This window comes from Serinicoccus sp. CNJ-927, from assembly GCF_001942435.1.
In the GTDB taxonomy this organism is placed as follows: Bacteria; Actinomycetota; Actinomycetes; order Actinomycetales; family Dermatophilaceae; genus Ornithinicoccus; species Ornithinicoccus marinus.
Genome location: NZ_MKKF01000011.1, coordinates 246,965 through 263,642 on the forward strand (window position 1 = coordinate 246,965; position 16,678 = coordinate 263,642).

Annotated in this window: 11 protein-coding genes and 1 pseudogene; 1 reads left to right on the top strand and 11 read right to left on the bottom strand. The window is 74.0% G+C overall.

The window, feature by feature from the left end:
- Positions 1-9 precede the first annotated feature (9 nt).
- Positions 10-918 (top strand): prephenate dehydratase, encoded by a 909-nt coding sequence (gene pheA, locus BJF86_RS05165; protein WP_075817213.1) that lies wholly within the window; start codon positions 10-12, stop codon positions 916-918.
- A 16-nt stretch (positions 919-934) separates the two neighbouring features.
- On the opposite strand, the gene BJF86_RS05170 is transcribed toward pheA, so the two are convergent.
- The 11 genes and pseudogenes from BJF86_RS05170 to BJF86_RS05220 all read right to left on the bottom strand — a co-directional run bounded on the left by BJF86_RS05170 (position 935) and on the right by BJF86_RS05220 (position 16,626).
- Positions 935-1,612: a GDSL-type esterase/lipase family protein gene (locus tag BJF86_RS05170; protein ID WP_075817214.1), complete on the bottom strand. Its 678-nt coding sequence runs from the start codon at positions 1,610-1,612 to the stop codon at positions 935-937.
- Positions 1,609-2,661 carry a GNAT family N-acetyltransferase gene (locus tag BJF86_RS05175; protein ID WP_075817215.1) on the bottom strand — a complete coding sequence of 351 codons (1,053 nt, stop codon included), beginning with the start codon at positions 2,659-2,661 and terminating at the stop codon, positions 1,609-1,611. The genes BJF86_RS05170 and BJF86_RS05175 overlap by 4 nt, the downstream gene beginning before the upstream one ends.
- Positions 2,658-6,623 carry a multifunctional oxoglutarate decarboxylase/oxoglutarate dehydrogenase thiamine pyrophosphate-binding subunit/dihydrolipoyllysine-residue succinyltransferase subunit gene (locus tag BJF86_RS05180; protein WP_075817216.1) on the bottom strand — a complete coding sequence of 1,322 codons (3,966 nt, stop codon included), beginning with the start codon at positions 6,621-6,623 and terminating at the stop codon, positions 2,658-2,660. Before BJF86_RS05180 ends, BJF86_RS05175 begins: the two co-directional genes overlap by 4 nt.
- A 125-nt stretch (positions 6,624-6,748) precedes the next feature.
- On the bottom strand, positions 6,749-7,585 hold the full coding sequence (locus BJF86_RS05185) for an ABC transporter permease subunit (RefSeq protein ID WP_075817217.1): 837 nt from the start codon (positions 7,583-7,585) through the stop codon (positions 6,749-6,751).
- Complete coding sequence (locus BJF86_RS05190) at positions 7,585-8,550, bottom strand: ABC transporter ATP-binding protein (protein WP_075817218.1); 966 nt, start codon at positions 8,548-8,550, stop codon at positions 7,585-7,587. Before BJF86_RS05190 ends, BJF86_RS05185 begins: the two co-directional genes overlap by 1 nt.
- A 97-nt stretch (positions 8,551-8,647) precedes the next feature.
- Positions 8,648-10,072, bottom strand: coding sequence for an aldehyde dehydrogenase family protein (locus tag BJF86_RS05195; RefSeq protein ID WP_075817219.1), 1,425 nt, complete (start codon positions 10,070-10,072; stop codon positions 8,648-8,650).
- Between the two features lie 43 nt (positions 10,073-10,115).
- On the bottom strand, positions 10,116-11,147 hold the full coding sequence (selD, locus tag BJF86_RS05200; RefSeq protein WP_075817220.1) for a selenide, water dikinase SelD: 1,032 nt from the start codon (positions 11,145-11,147) through the stop codon (positions 10,116-10,118).
- Between the two features lie 77 nt (positions 11,148-11,224).
- On the bottom strand, positions 11,225-13,030 hold the full coding sequence (locus BJF86_RS05205; protein ID WP_075817221.1) for a selenocysteine-specific translation elongation factor: 1,806 nt from the start codon (positions 13,028-13,030) through the stop codon (positions 11,225-11,227).
- Positions 13,027-14,366 (bottom strand): annotated as a pseudogene (gene selA, locus BJF86_RS05210) (L-seryl-tRNA(Sec) selenium transferase). Before selA ends, BJF86_RS05205 begins: the two are co-directional and overlap by 4 nt.
- Positions 14,367-14,371: 5 nt before the next feature.
- Entirely contained in the window at positions 14,372-15,766 is a 1,395-nt protein-coding gene (locus tag BJF86_RS05215; RefSeq protein ID WP_075817222.1) for an FAD-binding oxidoreductase, read from the bottom strand.
- The gene (locus tag BJF86_RS05220) at positions 15,742-16,626 is read right to left on the bottom strand and encodes a class I SAM-dependent methyltransferase (RefSeq protein ID WP_158068376.1); all 885 of its coding nucleotides are present in this window, start codon (positions 16,624-16,626) and stop codon (positions 15,742-15,744) included. Before BJF86_RS05220 ends, BJF86_RS05215 begins: the two co-directional genes overlap by 25 nt.
- Positions 16,627-16,678: the final 52 nt, after the last annotated feature.

Below are 16,678 nucleotides of genomic sequence, written 5' to 3' on the forward strand. Positions count from 1 at the left end.
GGTGCCTGGGTGAGATCCCGCGTCGCCTATCTCGGCCCGGCCGGCACCTTCACCGAGCAGGCCGTGCGCCAGTGGGACGTCGGTCAAGCTCACGAGGCGTGGCCGGCGCCCACCGTTCCGGCCGCGATCGCCGAGCTGCGCGAGGGCGACGCCGAGGCGGCGGTGGTCCCCTTCGAGAACTCGGTGGAGGGGTCCGTGCCCGCCACCCTCCAGGCCCTCCTCGAGGACGCCCGGGTGCGGATCTGCCAGGAGATCCTCGTCGAGGTGCAGTTCGACCTCCTGGCCCGCGGCAGCACCACCCTCGGCCAGGTCGACGTCGTGGCCACGCACCCGCACGCGGCGGCCCAGACCAGGGACTGGTTGGCGCAGCACCTGCCGCGGGCCGAGCTCGTCCAGGAGTCCTCGACCGCGCGCGCCGCGCAGGCGGTGGCCGAGGGGCGCTACGACGCCGCGATCGCCTCGCCCGAGGCAGGGGCGGCCTACGGGCTCACCCCCCTCGCCCGGCGGATCGCCGACCGGGACGGCGCCCTGACCCGGTTCGTCCTGCTGCGCCGTGACGCACCGGTGCCCCCGCCGACCGGGGCGGACCGCACCACCCTCGTCGCCCTCATCTGGCAGAACCGGCCGGGCGCGCTCCTCGAGCTGCTGGAGCAGTTCGCCGTCCGGGGGATCGACCTGACCCGGCTGGAGTCCCGCCCGACCGGTGAGGGCCTGGGGGAGTACTGCTTCTGGATCGACGCCGACGCGCACCTGTCCGAGGCACGGATGAGCGAGGCGCTGCTGGGGCTGCGGCGCACGTGCCGGGACGTGCGCTTCCTCGGCTCCTACCCCCGCGCAGACGGCCGGCTGCCCGCGGTGCCCTTGCACGCGGACGAGCAGGCGTACCGCGAGGCGCGGGAGTGGCTCGAGAGCCTGTGACCCGGTCCGGCGCCGCTCAGCGGTCCAACTGGAGCCAGCGGGTCCAGCCGCCGTTGAGGACGAGCCAGGCCATGAGGCCGTAGCCCGCCTGGCCGGGGTGCACGGTGTCGCCGGCGGCGAGGTCGGACTGCCACTGGTCGTGGCTGAGCAGGGGGGTGAAGCAGTCGACGTAGGGTACGCCGCGGCGGGCGCAGACGTCGGCGAGCGCGTCCGCGAGCACCTGCAGCTTCGCGTTGACCTCGGCGTCCAGCGTGGGCGTCGGGCCGACGACGAAGGTGGCGATGCCCGTCGAGCTGGCCTCGTCCAGCACGTTCGCCAGGTTGAGGCGGGAGCGAGCCGTCGTCACCCCCTGGGTGACGTCCTCGGCCCCGACCCCGATGACGAGGCGACGCTCGGAGCGTCCGGCCCAGCGGGGCGGGCACTCCGCGCGCCAGCGGTTCATGACGTCCGCCGAGCTCGACCCGCGCACCCCGAGGTTGTAGCTGGTGAGCGACCCCCCCTCCGCGGTGCCGCTGAGGTCGGTGCGGCCCACGACACGGTTGACCCAGCCGAGCGCGCGCGGGTCGCCGTAGCCGGCCACGAAACCGTCGCCGACGAAGCACAGACCGACGTCCCGCGGGCCGTCCGCGACCTGGAAGTCGGCGCTGGGGGTGTATTCCAGCTCCACCCGCCCCTCGCGCTCAGCGCTGCTCACTGCTCACCTTCCTCGTCGTGGGTCAGGGCACGGTGCCACGACTGGGTGACGTACTTGGTCTCCCAGCCCAGTGAGCGGTAGAGCCCGTCCGCACCCGTGGGGGAGTCGGCGTCGACCTCCAGGCCGACCGAGGCACGACCGCGCGCGGCCGCGTCGGCGATCACCGTGCGCAGCAGCCCCTTGGCCACACCACGGCCTCGCGCGCGACGGTGGACGCCGATGTAGTCGATGTAGGAGCTGTCCGGGCTCGCCGTGCCGTCCTCGCCGACGCCGCCGCGGCTGATCGAGGCCACCACGGCCCCGGCCGGCTCGCCGTCCACCGTGGCCAGCCACCAGTGGTCCCACCGGTGACCGGGGTCCTCGCGGAGCCGGGCGACGAATTCCTCGAAGGTCTCGCGGTAGGAGTTGAAATGGTCGGCGAAGGACTGCTCCAGGACGAGGTGCACCGCGCGCAGATCCTCCTCGTCCGGCATACCCACCCCGTCGTCCTGGCGCACGCGATGGATCCGGACCCCCTCGCGCAGCTCCGGTGACCCGGCGTCCTCGTCCGGGTCCACGGGGCGGGTCATCTGCCACCAGTCCCGGACGTGGTCGTAGCCCGCCGCACGCAGCCAGCGCTGCTGTCGCTCGTCGTCCGCGAAGGCCCCGGAGTCCAGCTGGGTGCGGTCCATGGCGCGCTCCGCGAGCAGCTCCCGGCCGAGCTCCTCGACCCGGGCGAAGGCCCACTCGGCGAGCGGGTCGGCCTCCTCGTCCGGCAGGTCAGGGTCGAGGGTGACCCCGACGAGCACACGACCGGCGGCGCGGTCGTGCAGGCTCAGCCACGCGCGGGCATCTCCGTGGGCGTCCCGGACCATCTCGTGCCGGTGCGTGCTCGCCCCGCGTCCGCTGACCTCGGCCCGGACGGTGTCGCTCTGCGCGCCCGGCCAGCCGCGGGCCTCGCGCTCGTGCCGCCGGAGCAGCCGCACCAGGTCGTCGAGATCCTCCTCGCCCGGGGTCGACGCCGTCAGGCCGTCCGGGAGAGCGACGGGGCCGGTGGCGGTCCCGCTCATGCGCGACCGGAGAAGGCCTCGTCGTGCAGGGCTGCCTGCTCGACGGCGTGCACCTTGGCCGACCCGGTGGCCGGGGAGGCCGAGGCCGGGCGGCTGACGACGCGCAGCGGGCGGTCCTCGCCGTGCTGCTGCAGCGCCTCGGTCAGGTTGAGCGCCATGAACGGCCAGGCGCCCTGGTTCTTCGGCTCGTTCTGCACCCACACCAGCTCTGCCTCGGGGTACTGCGAGGTGAGATCGGCGAGCTGCTTGCCGGGCACCGGGTAGAGCTGCTCCACCCGCAGGATCGCGGTCCGCTCGTCCTCGCGCTTGGTGCGCTCGTCCTCGAGGTCGTAGACGAGCTTGCTCGAGGCGAGCAGCACTCGCTCGACCTTGCTCTTGTCCAGCTCCACGCGGTCGGGCAGCACCGGCTCGAAGGTGCCCTCGGTGAAGTCCTGCACCGAGCTGGCGGCGGCCTTGAGCCGCAGCATCGCCTTCGGGGTGAAGACGATGAGCGGGCGCCGCGGCCGTGCCATCGAGTGGGCGCGCAGCAGGTGGAAGTAGGACGCCGGGGTGGAGGGGTAGGCCACCTTCATGTTGTCCTCGGCGCACTGCTGCAGGAAGCGCTCGATCCGGGCCGAGGAGTGGTCCGGCCCCTGACCCTCGTAGCCGTGCGGCAGCAGCAGGACCACCGAGCTGCGCTGGTCCCACTTCTGCTCCGAGGCGCTGATGAACTCGTCGACGACGACCTGGGCGCCGTTGACGAAGTCGCCGAACTGCGCCTCCCACAGCACCAGCGCGTCGGTCTTCTCCACCGAGTAGCCGTACTCGAAGCCCATGGCCGCGAACTCCGAGAGCAGCGAGTCGTAGACCTCGAAGGTGGCCTGGTCCTTCGCGAGGGAGTGCAGCGGTGTCCAGGTCGAGGCGGTGTCGTTGTCGGTGAGGACGGCGTGCCGCTGCACGAAGGTGCCGCGGCGGCTGTCCTGCCCGGCGAGCCGGACCGGCGTCCCGTCCTGGACCAGGGAGCCGAAGGCCAGCAGCTCGGCCATGCCCCAGTCGATCCCACCCTCGCGGGTCATCTCCTGGCGCGAGGTCAGCAGCTTGGCCAGCTTGGGGTGGACCGTGAAGCCCTCCGGTGGGCTGCCGAAGGCGTCGCCGATGGCCTCGACCGTGCTCTTCTCGATCGCGGTCGGGCGCTGCGGTGCCGCCTGGTCGCCCTCGTCCTGCGCGTGCGGGCGCTCCAGGCCCCCGCCGCCCTCGTCCTCCTTGAGCGCTTTCTTGGTCTCGGTGAAGACGTTCTCGAGCTGCTTCTGGTAGTCGCGCAGCGCCGCCTCGGCCTCGTCGACCGTGATGTCGCCGCGACCGATGAGCGACTCGGTGTAGAGCTTGCGGACCGAGCGCTTGGCCTCGATGAGGTCGTACATCAACGGCTGGGTCATCGAGGGGTCGTCGCCCTCGTTGTGGCCCCGGCGGCGGTAGCAGACGAGGTCGATAACGACGTCGGTGCCGAACTCCTGGCGGAACTCGTAGGCCAGCTCCGCGACCCGCACGACGGCCTCGGGGTCGTCCCCGTTGACGTGGAAGATCGGGGCCTGCACGGTCCGCGCGAGGTCGGTGCAGTAGACCGAGGAGCGGGAGTGCTGCGGTGCCGTGGTGAACCCGACCTGGTTGTTGATGACCACGTGCAGGGTCCCGCCGGTCCGGTATGCCGGGAGCTGGGACATCTGCATCGTCTCGAGCACCACGCCCTGGCCGGCGAAGGCGGCGTCCCCGTGCATGAGCACCGGCATCACCGTGCTGGGGTCCGCGCCGGTCTCCCGGCTGAGGCGGTCCTGCTTGGCCCGGGTGATGCCCTCCAGGACGGGGTTGACCGCCTCCAGGTGGGAGGGGTTGGCCGCGAGGTAGACCCGGGTGGTCTTGCCGTCCTCGGTGGTGAACTCACCCTCGGTGCCGAGGTGGTACTTCACGTCACCGGATCCATGCACCGAGCCGGGGGACTGCTTGCCCTCGAACTCGCGGAAGATCTGGCCGTAGGACTTGCCGGCGAGGTTGGCGAGCACATTGAGGCGGCCGCGGTGGGGCATACCGATCGTCACCTCGGTCAGCCCGTCGTCCGCGGCGCGGTTGAGCACCTTGTCGAGCAGCGCGATCACCGACTCGCCACCCTCGAGGCTGAACCGCTTCTGGCCGACGAACTTGGTCTGCAGGAAGGTCTCGAAGGCCTCCGCCGCGTTGAGTCGGCGCAGGATCCGCAGCTGCTCGGCCGGAGCCGGCTTCTCGAACGGGACCTCGAGCTTCTTCTGGAACCACCGGCGCCGCTCGGGGTCCTGGATGTGCATGTACTCCACGCCGACGGTGCGGCAGTAGGTGTCGCGCAGGATACCCAGGATGCGCCGCAGGCTGAGCCGCGGCTTGCCGCCGAAGCCGCCGGTCGGCACCTCGCGGTCCAGGTCCCAGAGCGTGAGCCCGTGGTTCTCGATGGCCAGGTCCGGGTGACGGCGCTGGCGGTACTCCAGCGGGTCGGTGTCGGCCATGAGGTGGCCGCGGACCCGGTAGGCGTGGATGAGCTCCTGGATGCGGCTCGGCTTGGAGATGTCGTCGTCGTGCGTGGCCGCGATGTCGAGGTTCCAGCGGATCGGCTCGTAGGGGATCCGCAACGAGGTGAAGATGTCGTCGTAGAAGCCGTCCTGCCCCAGCAGGAGCTGGTGCATGATCTTGAGGAACTCACCGGACTGCGCACCCTGGATGATGCGGTGGTCGTAGGTCGAGGTGAGGGTGAGGATCTTGCTCACGGCGTTGGCGACGATCCGCTCGCTCGCCGCACCCTGCCACTCCGCGGGGTAGTCCAGCGACCCGACGCCGATGATGGCGCCCTGCCCCTTCATGAGCCGGGGCACGGAGTGCAGCGTGCCGATGCCGCCGGGGTTGGTGAGGCTGATCGTCGTGCCCTGGAAGTCCTCGATGGTGAGCTTGCCGTCGCGCGCCTTGCGCACGACGTTCTCGTAGGCGCTCCAGAAGTCGTAGAAGCTCATCGCCTCCGCGCTCTTGATGCTCGGTACGAGGAGCTGGCGGGTGCCGTCGGACTTGGGCACGTCGATGGCCAGGCCGAGGTTGACGTGCGCGGGCTCGACGAGGGTCGGCTTGCCGTTCTCCACGGAGAAGCCGTTGTTCATCGCCGGCATCGACTTCAGCGCGCGCACCATGGCGTAGCCGATGAGGTGGGTGAAGCTGACCTTGCCACCACGGCTGCGCGCGAGGTGGTTGTTGATGACGGTGCGATTGTCGATGAGCAGCTTGGCGGGCAGGTTGCGCGCGCTCGTGGCGGTCGGCACCTCCAGCGAGCTGTCCATGTTGGACACCACCCGCGCGGCCGCCCCACGCAGCGGGACGAGCGTGACGTCCTCCTGCGGGCCGCTCTTCTTCGGGGCCGGGGCCTCGCGGGCCATCGGTGCCTTAGCGCCCTTGTCCTCGTCCTTGCCGCCGCCGCCGCTCTTGTCCTTGCCGCTGCTGCTGCCGCCGCTCTTCCCCCCGTCGGTCTTGGTGTCCGGGGTGCTCGCCTTGTCGTCGTCCTTGGGCGTGGGCTTGCTCATGTCCTGGGAGCTGGCCTCGCCGTCGGTGCTGCCCTTGCCCTTGCTGCTGTCCTCATCCTTGCCGGACTTCGTGGACCTGCCGCTGGAGGTGGACGACCCCTTCTCCCGCGGCGGTGCCGGCGCGACCTTGGGTCCGCTGGCGGGCGCGGTGCGGGTCGAGGCCCCGCCGTTGCTGTCGGCGGACCGGCGGCTCGGCTGCGCCGACGACGACGACGAGTCCTTCGACCCGGCGCCGACCCCCGACCCGTTGCTGCCGGAGGAGCCGTTCTCGAAGTAGCGTCTCCAGGCGGGGTCGACCGAGCCGGGATCATCGTCGAACTGCTCCCGCATGTCCTCCACGAGCCACTCGTTGGCTCCGAAGTCGACGGTGGTGTCGCTGCTCTGCGGGTTGGCCACGGGGTCTGCGCCTCATCTCACGTCCGGGGACTGCCGCACGCGCGCCGACAAGCGCACGCGCCGCCCTCAGCCTATCTCCTGCGTCACGGAAACGCAGGAGGTGGTCCGAGGGCGGCGCGGGCGCGTCAGGCGACGTCGCGACGGGTGGTGACGATCCACCCAATCACCGTCATGACCAGGGCGTAGCCCAGCAGCACCAGCGCACCCACCCACCACGTGAGCAGGTCACCGCCGCCGAAGACCGCGGCGGCCTCGGCGTCCACGCCGGCGAAGAGGTCGAGCGCTGCCGTCGTGGCCTGGCTCGGGAAGTAGCGCGCGGCCTCGGCCACGGGGTCGAGGAACTGGATGAGGAAGCTCAGCAGCGGCTCGACGAGCAGGGCGATGGCGATGCCCGCGAAGAGGGCCATGACCTGGTTGGTGATGAGCACGCCGAGCCCGAACCCGATGAGGCCCCAGAGCACGAGGACGAGGAGCAGCCGCAGCAGCGTCAGCACCAGACCGCCTGCGTCGGGGAAGAGGGCGACGTCGCCGGAGAGCAGGATGAGCCCGCCGCCCACGAGGCTGCCCGCGATGAAGGCCAGCCCGTTGAGGGTGACGACGACCGCCAGGGCGAGCAGCTTGCCCAGGATGAGCCGGGCCCGCCGCGGGGTGCTCAGCAGCGTGCCGGTGATCGTCTGGTGCCGGAACTCCCCGCTCATCGACAGGATGCCGAGGACGAGGGCTAGCAGGTAGCCGAACTGGAAGCCGCCGGTGTAGACCAGCCGGGCGATCGCGGTCTCGCCGAAGGCCTCGACCGGGGCGATCGTCTGCCCGTCCGGCCCCGGGATCTCGCCGAAGCTCACGAGGGCGAAGCCCTGCAGCGCGGCGAAGAGACCACCGACGAGGAACATCGCCACCGGCATGGTCCAGGAGATGCGGGTGGTGCTGGTCTTGCGCAGCTCGGCGCGCACGAGCGTCATCATCAGGCGGCCTCCGTCCCGGTCGAGCGGTTGCGGTTGCGGTGCTCGGGCGACTCGGTCAGCTCCAGGAAGAGCCGCTCGAGGTCGGTCCGCAGCGGTCTGAGCTCGTGCACCGGCTGCCCCGCCGCCAGCGCGACGTCGCCCACGGCGGCCAGGTCGCCGGTGTGGACCCGCAGCGCGCCCTCGCCCTGGTCGGGCGCGACCTCGACCTGCAGCCCGGCCTGCTCCAGGGCGTGGCCCAGGGCACCCGGATCGGCGGTGCGCGCCAGCACGGCCGGCTCGCCGTGCAGCTCGTCCATGGTGCCGCGGCGCACCAGCCGGCCGTTGGCGATGATGACGACGTCCTCGACGGTCTGCTCGACCTCGCCGAGGAGGTGGGAGCTGACGAGCACGGTCTTGCCCTGCTCCGCGGCCAGGTGGCGCATGAAGCCGCGCATCCACCGGATGCCCTCGGGGTCCAGGCCGTTGGCCGGTTCGTCCAGCAGCAGCACGTCCGGGTCGCCGAGGAGCGCCGCCGCGAGACCGAGCCGCTGGCGCATCCCCATCGAGTAGCCACCGGCCTTCTTGCGGGCGGCCGCCGGGATGCCGACCAGGTCGAGCAGCTCGTCGACCCGGGAGTCGGGGATGCCGTGCGTCGCGGCGAGGACCCGCAGGTGGTTGCGCCCGGTGCGCCCGGGGTGGAACCCGGTCGCCTCCAGCGCGGCCCCGACCGTGCTCATGGGCTGGGCCAGGTCGGCATACCGCCGCCCGCCGATGAGCGCCTCACCCGCCGTGGGGGAGATCAGCCCGAGCAGCATCCGCAGGGTCGTCGTCTTGCCGGCGCCGTTGGGTCCGAGGAAGCCGGTCACCCGCCCGGGGGCCACCTCGAAGGTCAGGTCGTCCACGGCGGTGAAGCTACCGAAGCGTTTGGTCAGTCCCCGGACGCTGATCCCCGTCCCCGGCGTCTGCTGCGCATCTGGTGTCGTCATGCGTCCAGTCAACCAGCGCGCGGGGAGGTCGGGCATCAGACCCCGGTCGGAGATCGGGCGGGCCCGCGTCCTCCCTGAGTCGGAACCGGTCGGGCCCTCAGTCGATCCGGACCGCGACGGTCTTGGTCCGGGTGAAGCCGGCGAGCGCCTCGATCCCCTTCTCCCGGCCGTAGCCCGAGGCCTTGACACCGCCGAAGGGCAGCTCCACCCCGCCTCCGGCGCCGAAGGTGTTGACGAAGACCTGGCCGGCCTCCAGCGCTCCCGCGAGGCGGTGCGCCCGGGACAGGTCGCGGGTCCACAGCGCCGCGATGAGCCCGTATGCCGTGCCGTTCGCGAGCGCCAGCGCCTGCGCCTCGTCCTCGAACGGCGTGGTGACCAGCACCGGCCCGAAGACCTCCTCCTGGGCGATGGGCTCCCGGGGGTCCACGCCGTCGATGAGCGTGGGGAGCCAGAAGGCGCCGTCCGCGCCGCGGTCGGTGGGAGCCGAGCCCCCGACGACCAGCTCGCCGCTGCGGGCGCCCTCGACGTAGCCGCGGACCCGCTCCTGCTGCCGCAGTGAGACGAGCGGGCCGAGGTCCGGGTCGTCCAGCCCGCGGCCCAGCGTGGTGGCGCGGAAGCGCTCGGCGACGGCGTCGACGAGGTCGCGCCGGACCGAGGAGTGGACGACGAGCCGGGAGCCGGCCGAGCAGGTCTGTCCGGCGTTCTGCAGGATGCTGCGGGTGATGGCGTCGGCCGCCGCCTCGAGGTCGGCGTCGGCGAAGACGACGTGGGCGGACTTGCCGCCCAGCTCGAGCACGGCCGGCACCACCCGCTCGGCGGCGGCCCGGGCGACCGCGCGGCCGGTCTCCGTGGAGCCGACGAAGCCCAGGTGGGCCACCTGCGGGTGGGCGGTGAGGGCGGCCCCGGCCTCCGCGCCCAGCCCCGGCACGACACCCACGACACCGTCCGGCACGCCGGCCTCCGTCGCGAGCGCGGCGAGCGCGAGGGCGGTCCGTGGCGTCTCGTCCGCGGGCTTGAGGACGACGGCGTTGCCGGTCGCGGCGGCAGCCGCCATGGAGCGGGAGGCCAGCTGCAGCGGGTAGTTCCAGGCGACGACGCTACCCACGACGCCGTAGGGCTCGCGCCGGGTGTAGGCGTGCAGCTCCGGCCCCAGGGGGATCGCGTCGCCGTAGAAGGCCTCGACGACCCGGCCGTAGTAGCGCAGGTAGCGCGCCGCCACCGTCGCGTCGGCGCGGGCCTGGGAGAGCGGCTTGCCGGTGTCCTCGGACTCGGTGCGGGCCAGCTGCTCCCGGTCGCGGTCGACCAGCGCGGCCCAGCGGGTCAGAGCGTCGGCGCGGTGCTCGGGGGAGGTCGCCGCCCACGCCGGCTGGGCCCGCGCCGCGGCCCGCACCGCCCGGTCGACCTCGTCCGGACCGGACCGCGCGACCTGCCCCAGGACCGAGCCGTCGGCGGGGTCGATGTTGTCGTAGGTCTGCGCGACCGGGAGCTCGGTGCCGTCGACGAGGGGGAGCGCGGTGGGCATACCGGTCACGGTAGGGCCCGGACCGGGGTGGGCCCGAGCGGGCTCACCGCAGGTGCAGGGTCGGGCGTCCTCCCGCGGCCGGCACGGTCCGGCCGATCAGGGTGCCGACGCCGTCCGGCACCTCGCCGACGAGCAGCAGGCCGCCGCTGGTCTGGGCGTCGCCGAGGAGGAGCAGGTCGTCCTCGTCGACGCCGGCGCCGGTCTCGAGGTGGGGCCGCACCCAGTCCAGGTTGCGCCGGCTCCCGCCGGGCAGGTAGCCCGCCGTCAGGCTCTCCCGCGCGCCGGGGATCGTGGGCACGGCGGTGACGTCGATCTCGGCCGCGACGCCGGAGGCGCGGCACAGCTTCCACAGGTGCCCCAGCAGCCCGAACCCGGTGACGTCCGTGCCGGCGCGCACCCCCGCGCCGACGGCGGCGGCCGAGGCCTCCCGGTTGAGGGCCGTCATGGTCGCCACCGCCTCGGGGAAGACCTCGCCGGTCCGGCCGTGGCGGTTGCTGAGGATGCCGGTGCCGAGCGGCTTGGTGAGCGTGACGGGCAGGCCGGGGTCCGCGGCGTCGTTGCGGATCAGCGCGTCGGCGCGGGCGGTCCCGGTCACGGCGAGTCCGTAGAGCGGCTCGGGGGCGGTGATGGAGTGACCGCCGGCGAGCGGGCAGCCCGCGAGGGCGGCGACCTCGGCGCCGCCGCGGAGCACCTCGCGGGCGAGGTCGTCGTCGAGGTCCGAGGGCCAGCCGAGCAGGTTGATCGCCAGCACCGGGGTGCCGCCCATGGCGTAGACGTCGGAGAGCGCGTTGGCGGCCGCGATCCGGCCCCAGTCGGTGGGGTCGTCGACGACGGGGGTGAAGAAGTCGGCGGTCGACAGCACGGCGGTCCCGCCGTCCAGCCGCACGGCGGCCGCGTCGTCGCCGTGCTCCAGCCCGACGAGCAGCCGGTCGGCGACGTCACCGTCCGGGGTCTTCAGCCCGTCGACGAGCCGTTCCAGGCGCCCGGCCGGGATCTTGCAGGCGCAGCCGCCGCCGGCGGCCAGCGCGGTGAGTCGCGGGGCGGTCGAGGGATCTGCGGTCGTGCGCTCGGGCATACCGGGACTCTAGGAGACGTGGACGGAGCCTTCTGGGGCGCGGCTCCCAGATCGCCATGCCCACCCTGCGCAGCGGATCAGGTGAGCAGCGTGCGGGTGCCCTCCGGGTCGCGTCGGGTATGCCCGCGCGCGTCCAGGTGCTCGAGCAGCGCGATCGTCACCCGCCGGCTGACCCCGAGGGCTTCGCGCGCCGCGCTCGTCGTCCATGGCTGCGGCAGGTCGGCGAGCGCCCTCAGGGCCCGGGCCGGGGCGTCCGGGCCGAGCAGCACCTCGCCCGGCAGCCGGAGCAGCGCGCCGCGCGCGCTCGCGGTCGCGATCTCTCGCCGTTCCACGCCCAGGACCTCGATCTCGGGCCGGGTGGGGGCGTCCAACGGGTCGTCGGCGAGCCGCCCCAGGAGCGCGGCCAGGCCCGGCGGGTCGCCCGGGAGCGCCCCCGAGGTCGTCGTGGGTCCGGGGCTGCTGCCGGGCGAGGGCCCCACGCGGTCGTCGCGGACCACCAGGCTCGCGCGTGCCGCGACCGCCTCCAGCACGAGCCGGTCGGGCACCCCGACCTGGCGGCGCAGGGTCGCCAAGGTGGTGCCGAGCGGCAGCCAGGGGTCGAGCGGGTCCGCGGCCGCCCGGTCAGCCACCAGCGTGGTCAGCGCCCCCACCCACAGGTCGGCGGTCGCCGCAGCGACGCGGCGGCCGCCCAGCTCCACGCCGGTGACTGCGCTCGTCGCCACGGCGTCCGTCCCCCCCTTCGGCGCGCGGTCCGCATCCCGTGCTGCCCCGCCCGACGTGTCCTCGCCGGGATCCCCACGCAGAGCCGCCGCCCGCCGCCGGGCGGCGCCGCTGCGCCGCAGCGGCGGGGCAACCGGGTCGAGCACCTCCGCCCCGACGATCGCCCCCTCGCGGCCCGGGTCCCGCAGGATGAGGCGGTCGCCCAGCACGAGCGGCAGCGGGAGCTCGGTGTGCAGCCGGGCGTGGTGCCCGTCGAGGGTGCGCAGCCTGCCGGGCACGGAGACCGTCCCGGCGTGCACCGTCACCTGGGCGGGCAGGGCATCGACGCCGTCGTCGAGCAGCACGTCGCTGGTGTCCGTGCGCCACCACGGCCGCTCCGCGCCCAGCAGCGCCTGTCCCCGACCGACGTCGGACAGGTCCACCCCGCGCAGGTTGAGCGCGACCCGCGCCGCGCCCTCCACGCGCCCGACGTCCTCACCCAGGGTCTGGACCCCGCGCACCACCACCTCGCGGGGCCGCGACCCGTCGGGAGGGGTCAGCAGCAACCGGTCCTGCGCCGCGACCGTCCCCGCGGGCAGGGTCCCCGTGACGACGGTGCCGGCGCCGCGGACGGTGAAGGCCCGGTCGATCCAGAGCCGGACCGGCGCGTCGGCGGGCGGAGCGGGCATCCCCGCCGCGCAGGAGTCCAGCAGCTCGCGCAGCTCGACCAGACCGGCGCCGGTGCGGGCCGACACGGAGGTCGCCGGGATGCCCGCGAGGCTCGTCCCCACGAGCCGCTCCCGCGCCTGCCTCAGCGCGGCGGTCGGGTCGGCGAGATCCGCACGGGTCACCGCGAGCACCCCGTGCCGCAGCCGCAGCGCGTGCGCGGCACGCAGGTGCTCCTCCGACTGCGCGCTCCAGCCGCCGTCGGCGGCGACGACGAGCAGGACCGCGGCCACCGGCCCCAGACCGCTGAGCATGTTGCCGATGAAGCGGCGGTGACCGGGCACGTCGACGAAGGCCAGGTCCCGGGAGCGGGGGAGCGTGGTCCAGGCATACCCGAGGTCGAGGGTGAGCCCGCGGCGCCGTTCCGCCTCCCAGCGGTCCGGCTCCATGCCGGTCAGCGCGCGGACCAGGGTCGACTTGCCGTGGTCGACATGACCCGCGGTGGCGACGACGGTCATCGCCCGGGCTGCGCCGCGCGAGCGGCGGCGACCACGGCCCGCACGAGCACGTCGTCCTGCTCGGTCGGCACGCACCGCGGGTCGAGCAGGCAGACCCCGTCGTGCACCCGCGGGAGCACCGCCGGGCGCCCGGCCCGCAGCGGGGCCGCCAGCGGCTCGGGCACGGCGACCGCCCAGCCGGCCAACGGTATGCCTGGCGCGCCACCACCGCCCACGCGCCCGTCGTGCGGGACCACCTCGGCGGTGATCCCGTGGTCGCGCAGCGCGGCGGCGAGACGCTCGGCACGCTCGCGCAGCTGCCCGTCCCGGGCCCGGCGGGCCAGCGTCACCGGCGTGGTGGCACGCTCGCGCACCGTCGCGGCGAGCGCGGCGAGGGTGAGCTTGTCGACACGCAGCGCGCGCGCCATCGGGTGGCGGCGCAGCCGGGCCACCAGGTCGGCCCGGCCCAGGACGACCCCGGCCTGCGGGCCGCCGAGGAGCTTGTCGGCGCTCGCGGTGACCAGCGCGGCCTCGGCGCGCAGCGTGGTGCGGGCATCCGGCTCCTCGGGCAGGTCGACGTCCGGCTCGAGCAGGCCGCTGCCGAGGTCCACGACCAGCGGCCGCTGCCGGGCGTCGGCGAGCCCGGCCAGGTCGGCCACGGGGACGCTGCTCACGAAGCCCTCCACCCGGAAGTTGCTGGGGTGCACCTTGAGCAGCGCGCCGACGTCCGCGCCGGTCCGGTCCAGGGCCTGCTCGTAGTCGCGCAGGTGGGTGCGGTTGGTGGTGCCGACCTCGCGCAGCCGTGCCCCGCCGGACTCGACGAGGTCGGGCAGCCGGAAGCCGTCGCCGATCTCGATCATCTCGCCCCGGCTCACGACCACCTCGCGACCGGCGGCGAGCGCGGTGGTGGCCAGCAGCAGCGCGGCCGCGCCGTTGCCCACGACGAGCGCGTCCTGCGCCTCGGGCACCGCGGCGAGCAGCGCCTCGAGAGTCCCTGCCCCTCGCCGCCCGCGGCGCCGGTGGTGAGGTCGAGCTCGACGTCGGTGTAGCCCGCCGCGTCGACGAGGGCCGCCCGGGCCGCCTCGCTCAGGGGTGCACGACCGAGGTTGGTGTGCACGACGACACCGGTGGCGTTGAGGACCGGCCGCGTCCCCGGGCCGGGGTCGAGTGCCGCGAGCTGCGCCGCGACGGTCCGCACGACCGCGCCCGGGTCGAGGTCACCGGCCCGGGCACGTCGCTGCACGTCGGCGACGAGCGGCACCGCCCTGTCCCGTCCCACCTCGGCCACGTGCGGGGCGACGGCGGGGTCGCGCAGCACCGCGTCGGTGGAGGGTATGCCGCGGCGCGGGTCGACCACCCGCCTCACCCCGCCAGCGTCCGCCGCAGGTGGCGATACCACTCGCTGGTGAAGACGTCGTCCGGGTCGTGCTCGTGCTTCTTCTCCAGGAAGGCGGGCAGCCGCGGGTGGGCGGCGAGCAGCTGCTCCCGGGTCGCCCAGCGGTGGTAGGTGAGGTAGAACGACCCGCCGCGCTGCAGCGCCCGGTCGATGATGCGGCGGAAGTCGTCGACGGCCTTGGTGATCCCCGCCTCGTCGTGCTGGACGTGCAGGTTGACGATGATGCAGGCGCGCAGCCCCTGCGCCCACGGCAGGAAGCTCTCCTCGTCGGGCTCGATGAGCCGCACGGTGCCGTAGATGCACTCGACCTCGTGCGCCCGGAAGTCCTCGCGGCAGGCCCGCATGAACGAGCCCAGCTCGGTGCGTGGCACGTAGACCTCGGTGATCATCTCGCTGGCCGGCGGGCCGTCGAGCGAGTCGTGGTAGCCGTCGACGTAGACCCCGAGCTGCTGCCGGTCGGAGCGGTAGACCTGCCCGTCGGTGCCCAGGTAGTGCTCGGAGTAGAGGTCGAAGGCCCGGGCCTTGTCGGTGTGCGCGAGGGTCAGCAGCTGCTGCCACCGCTGCGCCGTGAGCTCGCGAGGGTCCGCGGTGAGCGGGACGTCGTCGGGCACGGGGGCATACGCCGCGAGCACCCCGCGGTCCAGGAAGCCCGGGGCGGCCGGGTCGGTCATGAACTGGAAGTCGCCGTAGGTGTAGCCGCGACCGAGGCGCTCCTCGAAGGAGGTCTCGATCTCCTGCAGGTCGACGACCTCGACGTCCCGGCGCAGGTGCTGGCGCGGCACGAGCCGCAGCGTCACCTCGGTAATCACCCCGAAGAGGCCGTAGCCGCCGATGGCCGGCGCGAACAGGTCGTGGTCCTCCTCCCGCGAGCAGTGCCGCACCTCGCCGTCGGCGTCCACGAGGACGAAGGACTCGACGTCGTCGACGAAGGGGCGGAAGCGCAGGCCGCGACCGTGCACGTTGGCCGACAGCGCCCCACCAAGGCTCAGCCGGTCGGCGCCGGTCTGTTTCTGCCGGAAGGTCAGCGGCGTCTCCAGCCCCGCCGACCGGCGCTCCAGCTCGGCCACCAGCGCGGGCCACTGGATCCCGGCCCCGACCGTCAGCAGGCGGCGCTCCGGGTCGAAGGAACGCACCCCGGTGAGCCGGGACAGGTCGAGCTGCACGGCGTCGGCGCCGAACTGCTGGCCGCCCATGGCGTGCCGCCCGCCGCACACCGAGACCGGCAGGCCCCGGTCCCGGGCCGCGCGCACGGCGTCGGCCACCTCGGCGGTCGAGGTCGGCTCCAGCAGGGTGCGCACCCGGGTGGGGTTGAGCCGGGAGTGCAGGTCGTTGAGGGTCACGGGCTGGTTCGGCACCGGCATACGGCCTCTCCTTCCGCGAGGTCCCCCTCGAGCCCGAGCGGGTCGAGGTAGCGCGTGCGCAGGTCGGCGGCGTCGAGGATCTCCTCGACCTCCAGCCCGAGCGGGGCGACGAAGCCGGGGACCGCGTCGACGGGCAGTCCCCAGGTGAAGGGCTCGTGCTGGCGGTCCAGCCAGGTGTCGACCCACCCACCGGCGCGGTGGAAGCGCAGCCGACCGGCGTCGTCCGGGTGCACGAAGGTCCAGAGCACCTGTGAACCGGTCGGGAGCTGCGCGCAGGCGCCCAGGATGTCCCGCACCGCCTCCTCGGTGAGATACATGCTCACGCCCTCGAGCACGACGACGGTGCGCAGCCCCCGGTCGAGCTCGTCGACGTCCCGCAGCGAGCGGGTGGACAGGTCGACCGGGAGCAGCCGGAGGCTCGCCGGTATGCCCTCGCCCAGCGCCCGCCGCTTGACCGCCTGGGTGGCCGGGTGGTCCACCTCGACGCACCGGACGTGGGGGAGGTCGCGGGCGACCCGGGTGGCGAGCGTGTCCAGCCCGGCGCCGAGGACGAGGAGCTGCTCGGCCCCCTCGGCGACGGCGGTCCGGGCCGCCTCCTCGATGGCCCGCTTGCGGAGGGCGTAGTGCCGCTGGATGCCGGGCAGGAGGGAGCGCTCGACCAGGCGCACGAGGTGGTGCAGCGGCGGACGGGAGAGCGCCCCCACGAGCCGCGTCCGGCCCGGTGCGACGGCCCCCAGGAGGGTCTCGGTCTGCTCCGCCGCGCCGGCGGGGAGCAGGTCGCGCTCGCGCGGTCGGCGGGAGAGGAAGACGGTGCTGAGCGCCACGAGGAGGGCGGTGCTGCTGGTGCGACCCTGCTGCACGGCCACCACCCCCTCGCGGCGTCGATGTAGCGAAGCAGCCTAGCAAGGCGGG

Bases quoted from the DNA above. Each gene is read 5' to 3' on its own strand.
- BJF86_RS05190 (WP_075817218.1), bottom strand. From the start codon at position 8,550: ATGACGACACCAGATGCGCAGCAGACGCCGGGGACGGGGATCAGCGTC.
- BJF86_RS05215 (WP_075817222.1), bottom strand. From the start codon at position 15,766: ATGCCGGTGCCGAACCAGCCCGTGACCCTCAACGACCTGCACTCCCGG.
- BJF86_RS05185 (WP_075817217.1), bottom strand. From the start codon at position 7,585: ATGATGACGCTCGTGCGCGCCGAGCTGCGCAAGACCAGCACCACCCGC.
- selD (WP_075817220.1), bottom strand. From the start codon at position 11,147: ATGCCCGAGCGCACGACCGCAGATCCCTCGACCGCCCCGCGACTCACC.
- BJF86_RS05175 (WP_075817215.1), bottom strand. From the start codon at position 2,661: ATGAGCGGGACCGCCACCGGCCCCGTCGCTCTCCCGGACGGCCTGACG.
- BJF86_RS05205 (WP_075817221.1), bottom strand. From the start codon at position 13,030: ATGACCGTCGTCGCCACCGCGGGTCATGTCGACCACGGCAAGTCGACC.
- BJF86_RS05195 (WP_075817219.1), bottom strand. From the start codon at position 10,072: ATGCCCACCGCGCTCCCCCTCGTCGACGGCACCGAGCTCCCGGTCGCG.